Raw genomic sequence first — 18892 nt, 5'->3', positions numbered from 1 at the left:
CGGGTGAGCAAAATCATGGAAAGATTTAAAAAAATGATTGGAAAGAAAGTTTTAGCTTTAAATTTCGTTTTAATTGCAGTTCATCTTTTCGCAGATAGCTATTGTGTTAGAATGATTTATGAATCCAGCAGGTCAGGAACTTTTATGCGTTCGGAGGAAGTTTACGAAACAGCGGATGTAAAGGTCGTTATTGTCAGCATGCCTCAAAATTTCACATGGGTAAGGATAAAAGATAGATGGTATATTGGTGACAAAAACACATTGGTGAGAACGTTTCCAATAAAGGACTTGGTTGACGTTGCCTATGAATATATAAAAGAGAAAAAATTGGACATATCAAGAGATGGTGTTTACAAGTTCAACGAAGATTTCTTTTCCATAGAAATTTTTGTTGTCGACAAGGAAATAGTAAGAGTTACAAGAAAAGTTGGTGATGTCACTACAACTATGTACATAAATAAATTTCCAAAGCAGTTTGATATGAAAAACATACTTTCAAAATACAAGTTTGTAGAAGAAAGCCCTATTCCAGAAGTATTTTTCAATGTTTTCAAACTTTTTCTGTGGTCGAATGTTTCAGAAGTAAAGGATACATTAAGAATAAGCGGTTATGATAAAGACGGTAAACCTCTTGAATTAGAAATAAGTAAAGTTTCTGGTGATTTTAAAGTAGGAAATTACTACTTAAAAGTTCTCAAAGCCTCGGAATCCACAATGAAGGAGATTAAAAATGCGATGCGTGATAATTGATGGTTATGTGGACGAACCAGCAGTGCTTGGTGTACCTCCGTACGTAAGTACCTACGTAAGGTATACAGCTGGCTTGTTCATAATGAAAGGCTTTGAAGTGGATTACTATACGATAGATCAAGTGCGTGCCAACGATATGTGGCACGCATTTTCTGGTTACGATATAATTACAATAATTGGTGGTGTTACGGTACCTGGTAGATATGTTGGAGGTACTCCCATCACACCAGATGAGGTTAAGAAACTGCTTATTCTAAACAAAAAAGCTTACCGCATACTTATCGGTGCCATTGGCAGAGCTTACGCAGGAAAAGGCGCAAGTAGGGCAAAGTACACTGCAAAAGAGTTTGACGTGGATGAGATAGTTGTAAATTTTACCGAGTGGATCTCACAAGAATTAGAACTTAAATATACAGATGCAGTCAAAAAAGCATCTCTATCAGGTGCAGAGATTGTGAGATTACATCCAAGATATCCTGACATAATATGTGAGATAGAAATTTCGCTTGGTTGTGAGCGACGTACGTATTGTACATTCTGCACCGAACCAATACTTTATCCAAAATTTTTTTCAAGGCCTGTAAACGATATTTTAGATGAGATAGAGAAACTATACAAAAATGGTGTAAAATCATTTAGACTTGGCAGAAGTGCAAACATAGTAGCTTATGGAAGTGATTTTAACAACGGTTCCATAAACCCAACAATAGTGCATGAGCTGTATTCTGGTATAAGAGATAGATGCAAAGACATTCGTGTTTTGCATACCGACAATGCCAATCCAACTTATATTTCAAAAAACTTACCACAATCATCAAAAATAATTGAAGTTATAGCAAAATACAACACATCGGGAGATATACTTTCATTTGGTGTCGAATCTTTCGACCCAATTGTCAGAAAAAAGAACAATATTGAAGGAAGTGTTGAAGATATAGATAAAGCTGTAGAAATTGTTAACACTATAGGCGGATTTAGAGATAACGATGGTATCCCAAAGTTACTCCCAGGAATAAATCTTATATTTGGTTTATTTGGTGAATCCAAGCAAACCTATCGAATAAATTATGAAAAACTGAAGGAATATTTGGACAGCGATTTATTACTTAGAAGGATAAACCTCAGACAGATTATGATCTTTCCGGAAACACCGCTTTATTATTTATCTCAGCGGAAAACAATAAAACCCAACAAAAAGTTGTTCGAGCATTACAAATATCTCATACGCACAAATGTTGATAATCCAATGTTGAAAAAAGTTTTTCCTACCGGTAGTATAATACGTTACGTTATACCTGAATTTAAAGAGGGAAACGTCACATTTGGGAGACCTCTTGGAACATATCCTATACTCATCGGTATACCCGGCGTTCATGAGAGACCTATTGATGTTGTTATAGTAGGGCATGGGCAACGTTCTTTAACGGGAATTAGATTAACAAATGTAAATAATTTAACTATACAAGAACTCGAAAACATACCCGGGGTAGGTAGGAAAAATGCTGAGCGTATTAAGAATAAGGATTTCTCAACACTTGATATTAAAACCCACGAATTCATAAGAAGATATTTTTCAGTATAATGAATTAGAGGTGTTCTGGTATAATAGAGTATGAATAAAAAAATTCGCAGGGGGGAGCAACATGAAAAAAGCGCTTATAATTATTTGTGTTGGTTTAATTCTGGTATTTACTTCAAACTCATCTTATGCTGATACTTACAAAGACGTGCCACAATCTCATTGGGCATACGAAGCTGTAGAATTCTTAACAAGGCTTGGCATAGTAAGTGGATTTCCAGATGGTACTTACAGAGGTAACGAAGCAACAACAAGATTTCAAGTTGCACTTTTAATGTACAGACTTTACTACTCCTTTGACATCAAAGTAAACGAGCTAAAAAGCAAAATAGAAAGTCTCGAAGCAAAAATGGCTGGCCAACTTTCTTCAAAATTACCATCCCAAACACCCTCTACTACTTTCGATTCTCAGATTAAAGAGCTTTCTTCGGAAATTAATTCTTTAAAAGCTTATATTGAATCACTCTCAAAAGATGTTAAAAAACTTACTAACGATATAAATAATTTAAGCAGTAGAACTGACAAAATTGCTGGAGATGTAAACGAAGGAAAGAAGAACTATGACAGCCTTAAATCTCTCGTAGAAAGCTTGAACTCAAAGTATTCATCACTAATGAACAAAGTTAAAGAGATAGAGAACAACTACCAACAGTCTTCGTTACTTTTCACAAACATTGAGGCAAAGGTAAAAGGCGTCGAAGAGGCGTTGAACAGGAATGTATTGTTACTGAAAAGCGAAATACAATCATTGATAAGTACTGATGAAGAACTTAGAAAAAAGATGAAACTATTGGAAGATAAATACCAGGAAATTTTAAATTCTATACAGACCAGCAATTTGGCAGGTTTTCCTACCAACGTTGTTGAAGAAAAGGCTATTGCTCTGAGTTATAACGAAGAGATAAAATCAATAAACGCAAAGATTGATAGTTTAACAGATCAACTTAGATATGTGAAAACTCTTCAAGAACAATTGAATGAAATAAAAAGCGAAGTGAACAAACTTAAAGGGGAAATTGATAACCTTAAAAAAATAAGTCTAAGTTCGTACGAAGATAGTGGTTTAGCAGAAATGGAGAAAAAAATCAGCAGCGTTTTCAGTATCTTAGATAACCTAAGAATTGAACTTAAGAATCTTTACAATGTTACTACCATAACAAATGAACACGCAGATAAAATAAAGAAAATCGAATCGGATTTAGAACGTGTACGAACCCTAAGCAGCACTTTGATAGACAAAGATAGTGACTTGGAAATAAAGATTGAAGAGCTTAAAGTAAAATTAGACAAACTCCTTTCCGAAAGTCGAAAAAACGAACCCGAGAAATCATACGACGACAAGTCTAAGAATCAAACAGTGATTTTAGATATAGAGAAATTGGTTGAACAAGTGAGAGAAAAAATATACTCATCTGCTGAGTTTTTGATGGTATTAGAATCTGTCGAGCAAATAAGCCAACTGGAAAAAGAAATCGAGAGTATAAACTCAAAACTTAGGAACTTAGAAACGATGGTCGCAAATATTAATGAAACTTCCACAAAAAATGATATACAACAGATAAGAAAAGAATTCGAAGCCTTGAAAGAAGTACTTAGTCAGTTAAAATTTGCTCAAATTGATGAATCTTATATAAGCGAGTTGATTAAAAACGTGGAAGATAAGAACAAACAGATATCCGAACTATCGCAATACACCCAAAATCTTTCAAAGAAGATAGATTCAATTAATGAAAAGTTGAATAACCTGATCAATGAGACATCAAAAATATCACAGAGCACAGCTTTGACTCTTTTAGAAGCAGATGTAACGGATTTAAAAGGCAAAGTAAAAAAACTTGAAGAAGAAGTTCAAAAAAGAGTTACAACATCTCAGCTTAATTCTACAAACCAAAATGTTCAAAAAATACTTTCAATGTTGTTAGACTTGGAAAAGATGGTAAAGGAAGCTGGAAATTTACAGACTGATAACTCTATAAAATACGAAAAGGTAATAAATGATTTACAAAATAAACAAAACGAGCTTCTCCGCGACTTAGAAAATATCAAGATATCTATGAAGTCTTTGAAAGATAAGTCTGATAATTTAGAAAACAAACTTTCAACAATTGAAAAAGAAAACTTGAAAATTAAACTCGAAGAAATTAATGCAAAAATTGAAGGTATTAGTAATAAAAGTTACGCCTTAAATGAAGATCTCATGAAAAATATAGATAGCTTAAAAAGTGAAGTCAAGTTCATCGCAGAAAGACTTGACAGTTTGGCCAAAACCTATCAGACTTCCGAAGAAACACTCAGCTCGCTTCCTTTAGAAAAAGAGATTAGGAATAAGTTGAACCAACTTGAAATCCGTAACTCTGAATTGGAAAATAGGCTTTACACTTTAGAGAAAAAAACTAATGAATTTTCGTATCCAAACAAGGATCTGGAGCAATTAAGAAATATCCTAACACAGCTTATGGAAAAGACAATTTTTCTCGAATCGGAAATAACTAAGGTAAAGGAACTTCAAACCTCTTACTTTTCTGAAAAAATTCCGAATGAAATCCAGAGACTTGAAAAAATTCTTACCATGAAAGTTGACGAAATTGAGAGTGAAAACGCAAGATACCTACAGCAACTAAACGATTTACAGCAACATTCAGGAACACAGTTTGATTCGCTTAACGAAAAATTGTCCATATTGAAGAAAGATTTGGAAAATTCAATCCAGCAACTTTTGAACCTACAAGACAACAATTCAAAAATTATAGAAACACTTGAACAAAAAACAAATGTTTTAACTACCAGTTTCAAAGAGCAGGACATCAACCTAAAAAACTTAGCAATCACTTACAAAGAAGATTTATCTGCCATTCTAAACAAAATCAGAGCTCTCGAAGAAAAAGTTGAAAATTCAGAAAAGCAAATAGAAAAATCAAATGACACATTATCCTCTTACAAAGCAGAAGTGCTGAGTATTTTAAATCGTATTCAGGCGCTTGAAGATAAAACCAAAAACTTGGAAGAACAAATACGAAAATCGAACAACAATTTAGTTTCGTACAAAGAAGAGGTATCAAACATTTTGAATCGCATTAAGACACTTGAAGACAGTTTTGAAAATAGAACCCAAAACTTAGAGCAACAGGTAGAAAAAACAAACAATACCTTAGTTTCATACAGAGGAGAATTATCGAGTGCCACAGATCGTATCAAGACACTCGAGGAAAAAACCCAAAACTTGGAACAACAAATAGAAAAATCGAATAACACTATAAATCTGCACATAGTATCCTACAAAGATGAAGCTTCTACAACTGCTAATAGAATCAAAATGCTTGAAGAGAAAACAAAGTATTTGGAACAAGAACTTGAAAAATCAAGCCAAGAACGTGCAAGAATGCAAAGTACACAAAATATTTTGATACTAATAAGTATTATAGCAATTATAATTGCTCTTGTTGGAATCTTTAAATGAGATAACTTATCTGAAAGGAGTCGATGAATATTGTTTTATTCATTTCTTGTCATGAATTTTAGAAACAAGTTTACATTAGTTCTCAATCTGATTCTTCCGATTGTTTTTATGCTTTTATTTGGGTCTATTTTTGGAACGGAGGGTAGCGGTTCAAAAGTGTTATATTATTCAGATAGAGAACTTTACATGGAGAATAAATCATGGACTAAGCTCAGCCAAGAGCCATATGGTTTGCAAGACATAAAAAAAATGAAAGCAGATATTGTTGTTATTGCGAAAAATGGCAAGATAGATATTTATTATTTGAACACAATCTCACAATCTGAACCAGAGTTATTTTTATTTAGAAACAAATACTTAAGTGCAAAATCTACAAGTAGCGTGTTTGATATAACGGACAGGTCTGTGAAATTTCGTAGAGAGCTGAATGAACTTGAATACATAATGATAGGAGTAATGGCAATATCTTTGCTTTCTATTGGTATGAACGCAGGTGTAAGTATATTTTCCAATTACGTCAGATATGGACTTTTTAAGCGTTTTGCAACCACACCTGTCAATTCATTGGTTCTCTTACTAAGCTGCTCGGGTGCGCAAATTTTAACTGGGCTTATTTCATCTATATTGATTCTCTTTCTTTCAAAAATTGTCTACAAGGTAGATTTATTTGTTAAATTCGATCATCTACCTTTGTTTTTAATGGTTGTAATATCTGCTGTCATGCTTAATTTATCTATCGGAGTACTATTGAGTTTGTTATTTGCAAAGTCAGCTCAAAGTATATCTTCACTTCTTTATACAATTTTCATATTTTTCTCAGGTGTGTATTTTCCAATCTCGTTCTTGCCTACGTCTCTTAGAATTCTTTCTTACCTCATGCCACCAAGATACGTTCACATACTCTTCCAGAAAGTTTACGGGATAGAATCGATAAGCAACATTAATTTTTTCTCACTTAATGTGCTTTTTATAGTTTCTGGTCTACTACTCGGTGCGTATGCAACGAAAAAATTTTTAAAACCTTCTGTCTGATTTTTTACTACTAAAATGTAAACTTTAATTTATTTTAAAAAACTGTGAGGTGGCATCTTTGAAGAGTGAATCTCAATTAGTTCCCGTGTTACAGGTAACAAATTTGAAAAAATACTATTCTTCAGTTAAAGCTGTAGATGGTATCTCTTTCGAACTCTTTCCAGGACAAATTATCTCAATACTTGGACCAAACGGTGCTGGCAAGACAACCACTATTGAAATTATCGAGGGACTTAGACAAAAAGATGATGGAGAAATAACATACTTTGGAAAGTTCGATACTTTAAACAAACACGTAAAAGATAGAATAGGAGTATGTTTTCAAGAGAACTTTCTTTTTGAAGATTTGACCGTAATTGAAACTTTGAAATTGTTTACTTCCCTCTACTCTAGAAAATTACCGATTCAAGAGGTTCTCGATTTATTCGAGTTGTCAGACAAAAAGAAAGCACTTGTTAAACAACTTTCGGGTGGACAAAGACAAAGGCTTGCCGTTGCTCTGGCTTTTGTAAATGACCCAGACATAATTTTTCTTGATGAGCCAACAGTTGGTTTAGATCCACATGCACGTAGACACTTGTGGGACATTATCTTGCGGTTTAAAGATCTTGGAAAATCTATAGTATTGACCACACATTATATGGACGAAGCCCACCAACTTTCAGACAAAGTTTACATAATGGACCATGGTAAAATTATAGCAAGTGGCTCACCGTATGAGCTTATTGTCTCCTCGGGTTTAAACTCTATAATTGAATTTCCAAAAGAATATGCTGCTATTTTTGAGAATAATTATGAATTTGAACAAGAAGTCATAATCGCAGGTGAATACGCTTATGTGTACGTTTCGGATTCTGTAAAAACGATAGAATTGCTGCTTAAAAATGGGGTATACAATTTTGTTGTTCGTCATCCAACACTTGAAGATGTTTTCCTAAAGCTAACCGGAAGAAAAATTGAATAAGAATCGGGGGATTGAAGTGAATAAAATTTTTGCGTTATTTGATCCGCTTTTCAAGGTACTTTTTATCAGATCGAAGGAATCTGTTTTTTGGTTGACCATATTTCCTGTTATCCTATTTCTCATACTTACAACAATATTTGGTAATATTGAAGAAAACGTGGAGATGAAAATAAACATCATAGGTTATAGCAATACGTTACATAAAGTGTTTGAAAAAATTAAACAGTTCAAAGTCGAGTTTGTGAACATTCAAAATGAAACCAATCAATTGGAAAACTATGTAAAGAAACTTGAGAAAGGTGACATAGATTTGGTTATTAAACTACCAGAAAGTTTTGATTCCCGTTATACTACTGCCTTATTACTAAAACGTACAAAATTACTGAAAAAAATACCGATTGAGATTTATTACGTTCCGCAAAGAGATAGCTCAAAGCTTGCTAAAAATATAGTTAAAGGCATATTTGAATCCTTAGATGTTCTTGAGAGTGTTCAACTTGAAGAACACATTTTAGCCGATAACAAATACGATTATAATAATTTTATATATCCTGGTGTTATTGGTATGGCTATACTTTCGACATTTCTTTTTGGTTTTATGAATGAGCTTGAATATTTTCATCGAGGAAAACTAATTAGGAGATTTTTGGTAACACCCGTCAACATTGTTTGGGTTTACGTTCTAAGTGCCATCGTTAATGTGATAGAACTTTTCATTGGTGTTTTTATTCTTTCAATAGTTGCATACCTTAAAGGTGTCGATGTTATTGGTTATTTGCCAAGTGTTATATTTAATTTATTTTTATCTTCGGCTGTTATGATATCATTTGTACTTGCACTGATGACATTTATAAAAAAAGCATCGAATCTTTTTGCTTTTCAACAGGTGTTTTTCCAGGTTCAAATGTTTATCGGAGGATTTTATATACCGTTAAGATTCACACATCCAATTATACAAAATCTTGCAAGACTCATGCCTATTACTTACACTGTAGACAGTATGAGAGGTGTAAGAATGCTTAATTCTTTTGAATCCGGCCATATTTTGATACCATTAATTTATATCTTAGTTTCTTGTTTAATAATTGCCTCTAGAGCAAAAAAGCTTCAGAAAGAATGAAAAAACATATACCTTAGGGTGAACACTTGTGGATCTTTTTAATCTTCTTAAACCTAAAAAAACTCTATTTTTAATATTCTTGGTGCTTTCATCGTTTATCTGTATATCAACAATACAAGCTACAGCTGTTTACTTCACAGAACACGGTCCAGTAACAAAAGAGGTTTTGAAATTCATAAGAAGTTCTGTTCAATATCTTTTTGTCTCCGCCCTTGATGTAAGCCACCCAGAAATTACCAACGAGCTATTAAAACTGAAAAAACAAGGTGTCGACGTGAGAGTAATTTCAGAAAAACCAGTTTTTAACCTCCCCTCAAAAACTGACTTCTCAAAGGGGTTACATCATGTAAAGTTTATGGTAAATGAACATGGTGTTATATTTGGCTCTGCAAATTTTAGTATGAGTGGACTTGAAACAGGTTTGAACGATCTGGTGTTCTTTCCACAATCTTATTCAGCCAGGTTTAGAGACTTTTTTCTTAACCTTTGGAATAATGGTACTGTTATTAAAGTTAACGATTTTCTGGTGTCTCCAATAGACAAAGTTGAGGAAAATGTAGTAAAATTATTGTTGAAGGCAAGAAGGAGAATTTGGGTTTGTGTTTACGCCTTTTCGGATATAAACATTCTAGCAGTGCTGAAATACAAAGCAAGTAACGGAGTAGACGTGAGAATTATAACCGATAAATGGTTCAATACAAGTAGATTAAGTAATGTTCCATTGGAAAGTGCAAAAATTGTGAGTAGCAAAATGTTGCACCATAAGTTTATATTGGTGGATAATATTCTTTTAACAGGTTCAACAAACTACACCGAAAGTGGATTTCATAGAAACGTTGAAATGATCTGGATTACGAAAGACAGAAATATTGTTTCAAATTACGAAGCTATATTTAAAATGCTATATTATGGGAAGTGGTGATGATGCAACGGATTATTGATACTGTCGTTATAAAATTGGATGACGTATACGAATCGGATATAAACTATGCTTGTGACGTACTCTGTTCTGGAGGACTTGTTGCCTTCCCAACTGAAACTGTTTATGGACTTGGTGCTATTGCGACAAATCCTGTAGCCGTCAAGAAAATTTTTGAAGTCAAAGGTAGACCCTCAGATAATCCTCTGATAGTGCACCTTCCAGATGTTGATGAAATCGTTAATTTTGCTTACATAGACGATAAGTATTTGGAAATTGTAAAAAAGATAACACCAGGTCCAATAACTTTTGTATTGAGAAAAAAGCCTATCATTCCATTAGAAGTTACAGCAGGTCTTGATAGTGTAGGAATCAGAATTCCAGCACACCCCGTTGCTCAAAGATTAATAAAATGTGCCGGCCCAATTGCAGCACCAAGTGCTAATCGTTCAGGCAAACCAAGTCCTACCGATGCTAAAGCAGTTATCGAAGACCTGTATGGATTGATTGAATGTATAATAGACGCTGGTGAATGTTCATTTGGCATAGAGTCAACTATTTTGGATTTGACAAGAGATATTCCACTTGTACTCAGACCAGGTCCGATAACGCTTGAAGAGCTAAGCGAACTCTTTGGTAAAATAGAATATTATCAACCTAAAAACAATGAAAGACCATTGGCACCTGGAATGAAATATAGACATTACGCACCCGAGAAACGTCTTGAAATAACAAATGCAGAGAACTTAGTTGGTTACAAAAACAGTGACGTTTTGATATTGTGCACAAAAGAAACCAAAGAAAGGTACCTGCTGGATACAGATAATGTGTACGTTATAGGTGAATTACAAAAACCATACACCATAGCACAGAATCTTTATCGCTCTTTTAGAGAACTGGATAAAAGTATATATTTACGTGGGGTTATTGAAAAACTACCAGAATATGGTATATTCTTCTCGATAATGAACAGAATAAAAAAGGCTGTCTCTGGAAATTAAAATTGAAATTGTGAGGTGAATTAAATTGGATAATTACGTGATTAACTACACATCAAACAAAGAAAGTAAATGGCATTCAACAACCGTTTTAGCGGTGAAGAAAGATGGAAAAGTGGTTATGGCTGCAGATGGTCAAGTAACGTACGGTGCTACGGTAATGAAGGGTAACGCAAGAAAAGTAAGAAAAATTGGGGATGGGCAGGTTTTAGCTGGGTTTGCTGGTGCCGTTGCTGATGCTATGACACTACTTGAAAGATTCGAGAACAAATACAGAGAGTGGAACGGCAATCTCTTAAAGGCTGCTATCGAATTAGCTAAGGATTGGAGACTTGATAGAGCACTTAGACGATTAGAAGCTATGTTAATTGTTGCCAATAAAGAACATCTGCTCATCTTATCAGGTACAGGAGAAGTAATCCAACCAGACGAGGATATAGCGGCAATAGGTTCTGGTGGTCCATATGCATTGGCGGCAGCTCGCGCCCTTTTAAGAAACACTGACTTTGATGCAAAGAAAATAGTCCAAGAAGCAATGAAAATAGCTGGAGAAATTTGCATATACACTAACGATAATATTTTAATCGAAGAACTATGACAAAGTGCTTGAAATTCATTTAACAAAGGTGGAAAGTTTACCATGGTAGTTGGATATGCTAACATATTGATTAGACTTTTTGGAATTAATTCTTTGAAAGAAAAAAGAAGTTTGGTTCGCACCCTTATAAACGAGCTCAAAAATAAATTCGAAATATCGGTAATAGAATCCGGAAGACATGATTCAAAAGACTACATGATGTTGGGTATTGCCTTTGCAACCCTATCTGAAAGTGATTGTGAAGCAAAAATGGACAGTATTGAAAGTTTCATAGAAAAAATTCATACAATTGAAGAATTTACTTACGACTTACATCATTTCTAAAACAAACTCTGTAATGGAGGCTTTCATGAAAGTACCAGATTATGAGTTGGTTTCAAAACAACTTGAAATTTTAGTAAAATTACTTGTAAATTCTGAACGCTTTGAACACATTTACGGTGTTGTAGATTTTTGTGAGCGGCTCGCAAAAAGATATAGCATGGATATGGATAAGTTGAAAGTTATGGCACTTGCACACGATCTATTCCGAGATATTGATGGTAGTAAACTGAAAAAAATGGCAAAGTGCTACGGTATAAATTTAACCACACTATTAGATAAAAAACCGATACTCTTGCATGGATTAGTAAGCGCTGAATACTTGAGAAAAAGATTCGGTGTTCAGGATACAGATATATTGTTGGGGGTTGCATATCACACCTCTGGTCATCCAGAATTTGGTATTTATTCAAAGGCACTGGTCCTTGCCGATTCACTTGAATTTACAAGATTATACGATAAGGTTAATCAACTTAGAGAACTGGCATTTTTTGATATTGATTTAGCTTTTAAGGAAGTAATAAAAAACAAAATTACATACGCTTTAAGTTTTAACCTTTATGTATTACCTGACACACTTGAAACATGGAATAAATTGGTGGAGGAGGAAGAAAAGTGAGGGTTAAGAAAAGAGTTGGTAAAAGATCTTACTTAGGTGGCAAAAAAGACGCAAACTATATAAAACCGGTTATAATCGTTCTATCCGTTTTGATATTTATTGTAGTACTTTACTTTATCATGCGTATTTTATCAATCAGAAATTCAGAAGAATTCAGTATGGACAATTTGTCAATTTATTATCTGAGTTATGAAGCTTCGTTACAACAGCAAAACACAGATAATAAAAGCAATAATCTTGGAAGATTAAATAAACTAATTATTGTCGAAGGTAAAAGAAAAATAGTCCATATTGTAAATGTTCCGATAAATCTTTTCATTTTTTCAAAAAATGTTAGTGCTCAAAGTGCAAATTCGCAGGAATTTACTACGTTATTCGCCGAACTGCTTGGTATAAAGTCAACTTACACATATAACATTACACTAAAAAAAGACTACTTAAAAAAATTAGGTGTCAAGAATGCTGAAGAAGTTGTAGAGTACCTTGGTAAGCGTGGCCTCAAATTCACAGATTACTTCTTTTTAGCAAGTCAGGTTAAATCTTTAAGACCGGAGTCAGTTATTACTGAAGCTTCCTTAGCAAAATTATACGAAAGCTTGGGCAAGTTCAGCATTAGATACTACGAGGTCCCAACATTGACAAAATTTCCAATAAAAATTAAAGTTGGAGGTAAAACATATATACGTATTTATGCAGATGAAGAAAAACTTAATGATTTAAAGAATGAATTAGTAAAGTAAGATATCTTTTCTCTAAAGGAGGGATATGCGTGACAAAAAAGCTAAGGTGGATAGTTCCTGTTCTTCTTTTTGTGAGTGTAGTTTCGTTTTGCTCTGAAATAAACGGTGGTTTTATGTACTCTTTTTCAAACAAGCTACTGTATTCTTTTGAATTTAACAGCTTATCATTAGCCAAGAATGCTCCAAACACAACAAGTGGTTTTTCTATGTTATTTCTTTCAGATCTTGAAAAACACTATATTTCCTTAGGTGGTATTGCCAAATACGATATTAAAGTTGATATTGGTACTATTTCACTTTATGGTATGGGTGGAATGCTTGTGCCGATTGTAGACTTCGGGTTTGATAAAATCACAAGCATAGTTAGAATAGGTGCAAAATATTACTTAGGTTCCGTGTTTGTAAACTCTGGACTTTTTAGCTTCTATCTTATAGACAGCACAAAAGTTGAGGGTATAGAATTCTCCGTTGGTTACACTTTTTAGTGTTCTTGTGTTTATCTGGTTTGTTCCCTTGCATTTTGGAAAAAATTTTTTAGAACTTTTCCGTATGCTTCATTATACGAACGTATGCTGTTGTATTCTGCAGTTGAAAATTTCTTCTAGGAAATGTATATTCTTTGTGTCTCGCAAAATCAAAATAAGGAGGAACAAAACATGGGTGTAAATATGAAAGGTCGCTCACTTCTTTCTCTTATGGATAACACACCCGAAGAAATTAGGTATCTTCTTGACATTGCAAAGCAAGTGAAAGCGGAAAGTAGGGCTGGTATAAGGCATCAAAGGTTTGTTGGCAAAACCCTCGCGCTGATTTTCGAAAAAAGATCAACAAGGACGAGACTTGCATTTGAAACGGCCTTTGCTGAAGAAGGCGGCCATCCAATATTCTTGTCAATTCAAGACATACAGCTTGGTGCCAAGGAGTCCGTTGAAGATACCGCAAGAGTACTTGGTAGAATGGTGGACGCTATTGAGTTTAGAGGATTTAAGCAGGAAACTGTAGAGCTCTTAGCAAAATACTCAGGCGTACCTGTTTATAATGGCTTAACAGATCTTTTCCACCCCACACAAGTATTGGCTGACTTACAGACTATAGAAGAAGAATTTGGAAAACTCAAAGGTATAAAAATGGTATTTATGGGTGATGGAAGAAACAATATGGCAAACTCACTCATGGTTGGTGCAGCAAAGATGGGAATGCACTATGTAATCTGCTCACCGGAAACACTAAGACCAGAGAAATGGTTAGTGGATGAATGCATGAAATTTGCAGCTGAGAGCGGGGCAAAAATAGAATTTACAGACAATCCAGAGGAAGCCGTTAAAGATGCTGATGTCATTTACACAGATGTGTGGGCATCAATGGGAGAAGAAGATAAAGCAGCCGAAAGAAGAAAATTACTACAGCCATATCAAGTAAACGAAGCATTGATGAAGAAAACAGGAAAACCAGAAACAATATTCATGCACTGCTTGCCAGCCGTTAAAGGCGAAGAAGTAACATTTGAAGTAATCGAAGGAAAACAATCAAGAGTTTGGGATGAAGCGGAAAATAGAAAACATACGATTAAGGCAGTTTTAATAGCTACGCTTTTGTAAAACGAATAAAAAAATACTGCGGAAAAATATTCCGCAGTATTTTTTTATTCATACGATATGCTAAAAAATGATAATGTCGATTATTATTATTATTAAATCGCCAAATTTCATTTATCTGTCCAAATACTTCTTTCTCGCTTTTTTCTGCCTTTCGCTCTATTATGTAAATCACTTCACTGTTCTCTATCATTATCTTTATTATCCCCCCTGCTACCTTTTTTATCTTCAAGGTCGTTTTTGATTGAGTTATTATTGTCACACCATTTTTATCGGGAGACAAAACATCTGCAACAACACAGCCAACAGATGTATTGTAATTTGGCATTTGACTTACAATACACTCAAGAAGTCTTTATGACTTCTCCAAAATGTAAAGATGTAAGGACAAGAATTGTGAATGAGATAAGTACTATGCTTGGACCTGGAGGTATGTTGAGGTAATATGATACAATAAAACCTACGATAGAACAAGTCATGTTAAACAACAATCCTTTATAAACAGCATGTATGAGGGATTTTGCGTTTTTCTTTGCAAAGACACCTGGAAGTACAAGAAATGCACCCATAACAACCACACCAGCTATTTTAAGTGCAGCAACTACAGCAAATGAGATGTTAATAAGTGTTAGTAGCTTTATTTTTTTCGTGTTTATTCCGTAAAATTCTGCCATTGATTCATCACTTATCCAGTAAGATATTTCGTATGTTTTGCTTGTTATAAATATTATTGTAAATATGGTTATTGCAATTAAAAAGTACAAATCGTTGACTGAAATCATCAATAGATTTCCAAAAAGATATGAAAGTAAATCGGATGTGTACTTGTTTGCTTTTGAAAATAGTACGGTACCTATGGACATAAAGACAGGTAATAGAATTCCTATAATTGTACTTTCGGATAATTTGTACGATTGGCTTATTTTGTAAGTCAGAAACGCGAATACAATTGTTGCCAATATTGCTCCAAAGAAGATGTTAAATTGAAATATTACAGCAAATGCAACACCCGCAAATATTGCATGAGCAAGTCCATCACCGATGAATTCCATTTTCTTGTAAACAATTATCGGTGAAATGAAAGAAGTGATTGCAGAAGTAAGTATGGTAGATACAAGCGAAACGCGTAGAAATTCGTACTGAATGATATCTTTTATGAATTCCATGCTATCACTCTTTCTCGATTTGTTTGCGTTCGATTTCAAAGTGATTTTCTGACCTAATCCATATATCAAACTCGCCGAAAATTTTTTTCACTTGCAAAGGTTCTATTTCCTTAGTTGGTCCATGACAATGAAGTGTTTTGTTAAGACACATGATGTTAGTACATTTTTCGAATATCATTCCTATATCATGACTTACCATGAGTATTGTTATACCTTTTTCGACTCTAAGTTCATTGAGAAGATCGTAAAATCTCGCTTTTCCCATTTCGTCTATTCCAGATTCAGGTTCGTCCAGTATCAAAACATCAGGTTTGTTGATTAGTGCCCTTGCAAGCGAGATACGCTGGTACTCACCACCGGATAGTTTACCCACAAGTTTTTCACCAAAACCTTCTAACCCAACTTTTCGAAGTAAAATATCTACTTGTTGCCGCCAGTTTTTCTCCTTCATTATTGGAAGTTTCACAAATTCGTACACAGAAAGTGGAAATTCCCTGTTAAAGGTTGAAAGCTGGGGTACATAACCAATTTTCCCGTTTATCTTTACCTCACCAGTAAATGGGATCTGCTTTAGTAAAGCTTTAATTAACGTAGTTTTACCGGCACCATTGGGACCTATAATACCAGTGAATTCACCTTTTTTAACTTCAAAAGATACGTTATTTAATACGTTTGTCTCACCCAATTTGACACTCAAGTTTTTGACTCGTATCACCCAATCCATGTTATCGTCTCACTTTCTTTGAATGGCTTCTTTAAGTACAAGATATATATTTTCGAAAAACTCTGTTATACTTTTTACTTTTGTTGAAAAACCAAGTGAATCTAATCTTTTTGGTTTTATATTCAGCTCTTTGATTATCATAGAGATTGTGGATGTATCGAATTGTGGATCGACAAAAACTCCAAGCAACCTATTTTTCTTGGCAGTTTCAATGATATCTTTTATATGTTTTATTGATGGTTGTTTTCCGTGTCCCTCTTCAATCGAAAGTGTCATTATACCATACCGTTTGAAAAGATACGCGAACGTGGGATGGTCAACAACCACAACTGTTCCATCACAACCTTTTAACAAACTATCAAACTTTCTGGAGACCTCTCTTAGTGAAGAGATAAGTTTTCGTGCGTTATTTTCATAAAATTCCTTATTGGATGAGTCAACTTTAGATACGCTCTCGGTTATTGTTGGTACAATGTATTTTATCAAAAAGTCCAACGATAACCATACGTGTGGATTGTATTTACCTTCACTGGCTTTACCTTCAAAAAGCTCTGTAACCGGGATTTGCTCACCTAAGTAAATCACGCGTTTGTGGTTTTTCAAATACCTGTTATCAAGTTCTAATCCGTTTGCTAATATCAACGATGCATTTGATAAAATTTTAACATCATTAACTGTCGGGCTATAGTCATGAGGGTCAACTGCCGACTTAATAAGCAAGATAACATTTAGTTTGTCTTGTACAAGTTCTTTTGTTATTAGATAATATGGATTTAACGTTGTAACAATGTCCTTTGGAAATACAAGAATACATCCAAATAACAAAAATGCCAGAAAAATACTTTTCATTTTTGCTCCTCCCTTTGGCAATTTTTGCAGATGCCTGAAAAAAAGACAAGATGTTCAGTTATTTTGAACCCCATGTTGTCTTCTATGTACTGCTCGTAAGGCTGTATAAAGCAGGCGTTTAGCGTAAAAAGCTTCTTGCATTTAATACATTGAAAAAAGTGTTGATGCACTTCGGTTGAGTAATAGTACTTGAAATCATTGATAACGATATATTTTATTCGACCTTCTTTTTGAAGGTAGTCTAATGCTCTGTAAACCGTTGTTAAACTAATATTTTTTAACAAGCTTGATATATCGTAAGCACTAAGCGGGACTTTAGAGTTAAAAATAGTCTCGTAAATTCGCTGTCTGTTTTTTGTTAGCTTCACAATTTTGTTTCACTCCTTATATAGAAATTTGCAAACGATTTTCATTTGCAAATATATCATGTGCAGCAGGAAAAGTCAATAGAGTAAAAAATAAATAAAAAAGGTAGGTTGGCACCTACCTTTTGTTTCTTTATACAATTGTGTATTTTGAAACCGAAGTTTATGTTTTTCTGTTTAGTACATTACAATTTATTGCGTGTTTTGTCTTTTATGAAGTTTTGGACCGATCTATCCCATGTACGCTCGCCTTCCTTTGAAAAGAAACAGCCAGGAATTTCCCCATGACTCCGGTGGTACGCTACGCATTCACAACATTTTCCTCTCTTGTCGCAGGACATGTAGGTACACGTACAACTTTGAATGTTTCTTTGAATAGATGGACAAGTCACCATGTTTATACCTCCTTTCTTAGCTTTAAGAGCTCGGATTCTGGTAATATTTTACACTATTTTCTAGTTTTTCGCAATTTTCTACCTTACAGCAAGTAGATTTCAACCAAAAGAACTTAAAGGATCTTCTAACATAGCATAAATAGTAGAAGTTTGGCGATTGTGATATAATTGTTTCGGATCTGAAAATCAGTTTGAACCGAGGTGTTAGTAGTGAAAACATTGCCTATAGGGATAAGTGATTTTGGGAAGATAAAAGAAAAAGGGTGCATATATGTAGACAAGACAAGGTATGTGTATGAAATGATAAGAAACAGTGAATATGTATTCCTGTCTCGTCCGAGGAGGTTTGGGAAGAGTTTACTTGTGAGCGTACTTGAATGTTTGTTTAAAGGAGAGAAAGAACTATTTATTGACACATGGATATATGAGAAATGGAACTGGGAAAGCTTTCCTGTGGTTAGATTGGATATGAACAGACTGAACACAGAAGATACTGATTTATTTAAACAATCGCTTGATGATGAAATTTGTTTCCTTGCACAGAAATATAATATCAGTTTGAAAAGAAATACATATGATGGAAGATTTTCAGAGTTGATTGAAGAGTTGTATTATAAATACAACAAACAAGTGGTATTATTGATAGACGAATACGAAAAGCCAATACTTGATCACATATCAGACAAAGATAAAGCCAAACA

21 protein-coding genes are annotated in these 18892 nt (G+C 34.1%); 15 read left to right on the top strand and 6 right to left on the bottom strand.

Translation table 11 applies throughout. The annotated features are described in order from the left end of the window. Positions 1 to 15: 15 nt before the first annotated feature. The 14 genes from N2Z58_05875 to argF all read left to right on the top strand — a co-directional run bounded on the left by N2Z58_05875 (position 16) and on the right by argF (position 14695). Positions 16 to 750 carry a hypothetical protein gene (locus tag N2Z58_05875; protein MCX7654185.1) on the top strand — a complete coding sequence of 245 codons (735 nt, stop codon included), beginning with the start codon at positions 16 to 18 and terminating at the stop codon, positions 748 to 750. After that, positions 731 to 2332 (top strand): radical SAM protein, encoded by a 1602-nt coding sequence (locus tag N2Z58_05870; GenBank protein MCX7654184.1) that lies wholly within the window; start codon positions 731 to 733, stop codon positions 2330 to 2332. The genes N2Z58_05875 and N2Z58_05870 overlap by 20 nt, the downstream gene beginning before the upstream one ends. A 61-nt stretch (positions 2333 to 2393) precedes the next feature. After that, positions 2394 to 5786 (top strand): S-layer homology domain-containing protein, encoded by a 3393-nt coding sequence (locus N2Z58_05865; GenBank protein ID MCX7654183.1) that lies wholly within the window; start codon positions 2394 to 2396, stop codon positions 5784 to 5786. A gap of 51 nt (positions 5787 to 5837) precedes the next feature. Then, a complete protein-coding gene (locus tag N2Z58_05860) occupies positions 5838 to 6818 on the top strand; it encodes an ABC transporter permease (protein ID MCX7654182.1) in 981 nt (326 codons plus the stop codon). Between the two features lie 58 nt (positions 6819 to 6876). Next, a complete protein-coding gene (locus N2Z58_05855; GenBank protein MCX7654181.1) occupies positions 6877 to 7782 on the top strand; it encodes an ABC transporter ATP-binding protein in 906 nt (301 codons plus the stop codon). Between the two features lie 16 nt (positions 7783 to 7798). Beyond that, positions 7799 to 8902, top strand: coding sequence for an ABC transporter permease (locus tag N2Z58_05850; GenBank protein MCX7654180.1), 1104 nt, complete (start codon positions 7799 to 7801; stop codon positions 8900 to 8902). Positions 8903 to 8930: 28 nt separating this feature from the next. Beyond that, a complete protein-coding gene (locus N2Z58_05845) occupies positions 8931 to 9824 on the top strand; it encodes a phospholipase D-like domain-containing protein (protein MCX7654179.1) in 894 nt (297 codons plus the stop codon). A gap of 2 nt (positions 9825 to 9826) precedes the next feature. Then, positions 9827 to 10822 carry an L-threonylcarbamoyladenylate synthase gene (locus N2Z58_05840; GenBank protein ID MCX7654178.1) on the top strand — a complete coding sequence of 332 codons (996 nt, stop codon included), beginning with the start codon at positions 9827 to 9829 and terminating at the stop codon, positions 10820 to 10822. A 40-nt stretch (positions 10823 to 10862) separates the two neighbouring features. Continuing rightward, positions 10863 to 11417 carry an ATP-dependent protease subunit HslV gene (hslV, locus tag N2Z58_05835; GenBank protein ID MCX7654177.1) on the top strand — a complete coding sequence of 185 codons (555 nt, stop codon included), beginning with the start codon at positions 10863 to 10865 and terminating at the stop codon, positions 11415 to 11417. 42 nt (positions 11418 to 11459) lie between these two features. Further along, positions 11460 to 11741 (top strand): DUF503 domain-containing protein, encoded by a 282-nt coding sequence (locus N2Z58_05830; protein MCX7654176.1) that lies wholly within the window; start codon positions 11460 to 11462, stop codon positions 11739 to 11741. 25 nt (positions 11742 to 11766) lie between these two features. Next, positions 11767 to 12357, top strand: coding sequence for a bis(5'-nucleosyl)-tetraphosphatase (symmetrical) YqeK (gene yqeK, locus N2Z58_05825; GenBank protein MCX7654175.1), 591 nt, complete (start codon positions 11767 to 11769; stop codon positions 12355 to 12357). Next, on the top strand, positions 12354 to 13097 hold the full coding sequence (locus N2Z58_05820; GenBank protein ID MCX7654174.1) for a hypothetical protein: 744 nt from the start codon (positions 12354 to 12356) through the stop codon (positions 13095 to 13097). The genes yqeK and N2Z58_05820 overlap by 4 nt, the downstream gene beginning before the upstream one ends. A 29-nt stretch (positions 13098 to 13126) precedes the next feature. Next, a complete protein-coding gene (locus N2Z58_05815; protein ID MCX7654173.1) occupies positions 13127 to 13582 on the top strand; it encodes a hypothetical protein in 456 nt (151 codons plus the stop codon). Positions 13583 to 13753: 171 nt separating this feature from the next. Then, positions 13754 to 14695, top strand: a complete 942-nt coding sequence (gene argF, locus N2Z58_05810) for an ornithine carbamoyltransferase (protein ID MCX7654172.1) — start codon at positions 13754 to 13756, stop codon at positions 14693 to 14695. On the opposite strand, the gene N2Z58_05805 is transcribed toward argF, so the two are convergent. The 6 genes from N2Z58_05805 to N2Z58_05780 form a co-directional block, all read right to left on the bottom strand. Next, the gene (locus N2Z58_05805) at positions 14682 to 15020 is read right to left on the bottom strand and encodes a hypothetical protein (protein ID MCX7654171.1); all 339 of its coding nucleotides are present in this window, start codon (positions 15018 to 15020) and stop codon (positions 14682 to 14684) included. The two genes, argF and N2Z58_05805, sit on opposite strands and share 14 nt — an antisense overlap. A 16-nt stretch (positions 15021 to 15036) precedes the next feature. Beyond that, on the bottom strand, positions 15037 to 15858 hold the full coding sequence (locus N2Z58_05800) for a metal ABC transporter permease (protein MCX7654170.1): 822 nt from the start codon (positions 15856 to 15858) through the stop codon (positions 15037 to 15039). Between the two features lie 4 nt (positions 15859 to 15862). Continuing rightward, on the bottom strand, positions 15863 to 16582 hold the full coding sequence (locus tag N2Z58_05795; protein ID MCX7654169.1) for a metal ABC transporter ATP-binding protein: 720 nt from the start codon (positions 16580 to 16582) through the stop codon (positions 15863 to 15865). A 9-nt stretch (positions 16583 to 16591) separates the two neighbouring features. Beyond that, positions 16592 to 17431 carry a metal ABC transporter substrate-binding protein gene (locus tag N2Z58_05790; GenBank protein MCX7654168.1) on the bottom strand — a complete coding sequence of 280 codons (840 nt, stop codon included), beginning with the start codon at positions 17429 to 17431 and terminating at the stop codon, positions 16592 to 16594. Then, entirely contained in the window at positions 17428 to 17799 is a 372-nt protein-coding gene (locus N2Z58_05785; GenBank protein MCX7654167.1) for a transcriptional repressor, read from the bottom strand. Before N2Z58_05785 ends, N2Z58_05790 begins: the two co-directional genes overlap by 4 nt. A gap of 182 nt (positions 17800 to 17981) precedes the next feature. After that, positions 17982 to 18191, bottom strand: a complete 210-nt coding sequence (locus tag N2Z58_05780) for a DUF6485 family protein (GenBank protein MCX7654166.1) — start codon at positions 18189 to 18191, stop codon at positions 17982 to 17984. Positions 18192 to 18401: 210 nt separating this feature from the next. On the opposite strand from N2Z58_05780, the gene N2Z58_05775 reads away from it, so the two are divergent. After that, a partial coding sequence (locus tag N2Z58_05775; protein MCX7654165.1) for an AAA family ATPase occupies positions 18402 to 18892 on the top strand: 491 nt, incomplete at its 3' end.

The sequence above is a fragment of the Fervidobacterium sp. genome (assembly GCA_026419195.1).
In the GTDB taxonomy this organism is placed as follows: Bacteria; Thermotogota; Thermotogae; order Thermotogales; family Fervidobacteriaceae; genus Fervidobacterium.
The sequence above is the reverse complement of the archived record's forward strand: the minus strand, read 5'-3'. Positions and strand labels throughout refer to the sequence as shown.

Excerpts from the sequence above, each read along its gene's own strand:
- N2Z58_05800 (MCX7654170.1), bottom strand. The coding sequence starts at position 15,858 with ATGGAATTCATAAAAGATATCATTCAGTACGAATTTCTACGCGTTTCG.
- N2Z58_05830 (MCX7654176.1), top strand. The coding sequence starts at position 11,460 with ATGGTAGTTGGATATGCTAACATATTGATTAGACTTTTTGGAATTAAT.
- N2Z58_05795 (MCX7654169.1), bottom strand. The coding sequence starts at position 16,582 with ATGGATTGGGTGATACGAGTCAAAAACTTGAGTGTCAAATTGGGTGAG.
- N2Z58_05865 (MCX7654183.1), top strand. The coding sequence starts at position 2,394 with ATGAAAAAAGCGCTTATAATTATTTGTGTTGGTTTAATTCTGGTATTT.
- N2Z58_05805 (MCX7654171.1), bottom strand. The coding sequence starts at position 15,020 with ATGCCAAATTACAATACATCTGTTGGCTGTGTTGTTGCAGATGTTTTG.
- yqeK (MCX7654175.1), top strand. The coding sequence starts at position 11,767 with ATGAAAGTACCAGATTATGAGTTGGTTTCAAAACAACTTGAAATTTTA.
- N2Z58_05870 (MCX7654184.1), top strand. The coding sequence starts at position 731 with ATGCGATGCGTGATAATTGATGGTTATGTGGACGAACCAGCAGTGCTT.
- N2Z58_05790 (MCX7654168.1), bottom strand. The coding sequence starts at position 17,431 with ATGAAAAGTATTTTTCTGGCATTTTTGTTATTTGGATGTATTCTTGTA.
- N2Z58_05780 (MCX7654166.1), bottom strand. The coding sequence starts at position 18,191 with ATGGTGACTTGTCCATCTATTCAAAGAAACATTCAAAGTTGTACGTGT.
- N2Z58_05840 (MCX7654178.1), top strand. The coding sequence starts at position 9,827 with ATGCAACGGATTATTGATACTGTCGTTATAAAATTGGATGACGTATAC.
- argF (MCX7654172.1), top strand. The coding sequence starts at position 13,754 with ATGGGTGTAAATATGAAAGGTCGCTCACTTCTTTCTCTTATGGATAAC.
- N2Z58_05860 (MCX7654182.1), top strand. The coding sequence starts at position 5,838 with ATGAATTTTAGAAACAAGTTTACATTAGTTCTCAATCTGATTCTTCCG.
- N2Z58_05875 (MCX7654185.1), top strand. The coding sequence starts at position 16 with ATGGAAAGATTTAAAAAAATGATTGGAAAGAAAGTTTTAGCTTTAAAT.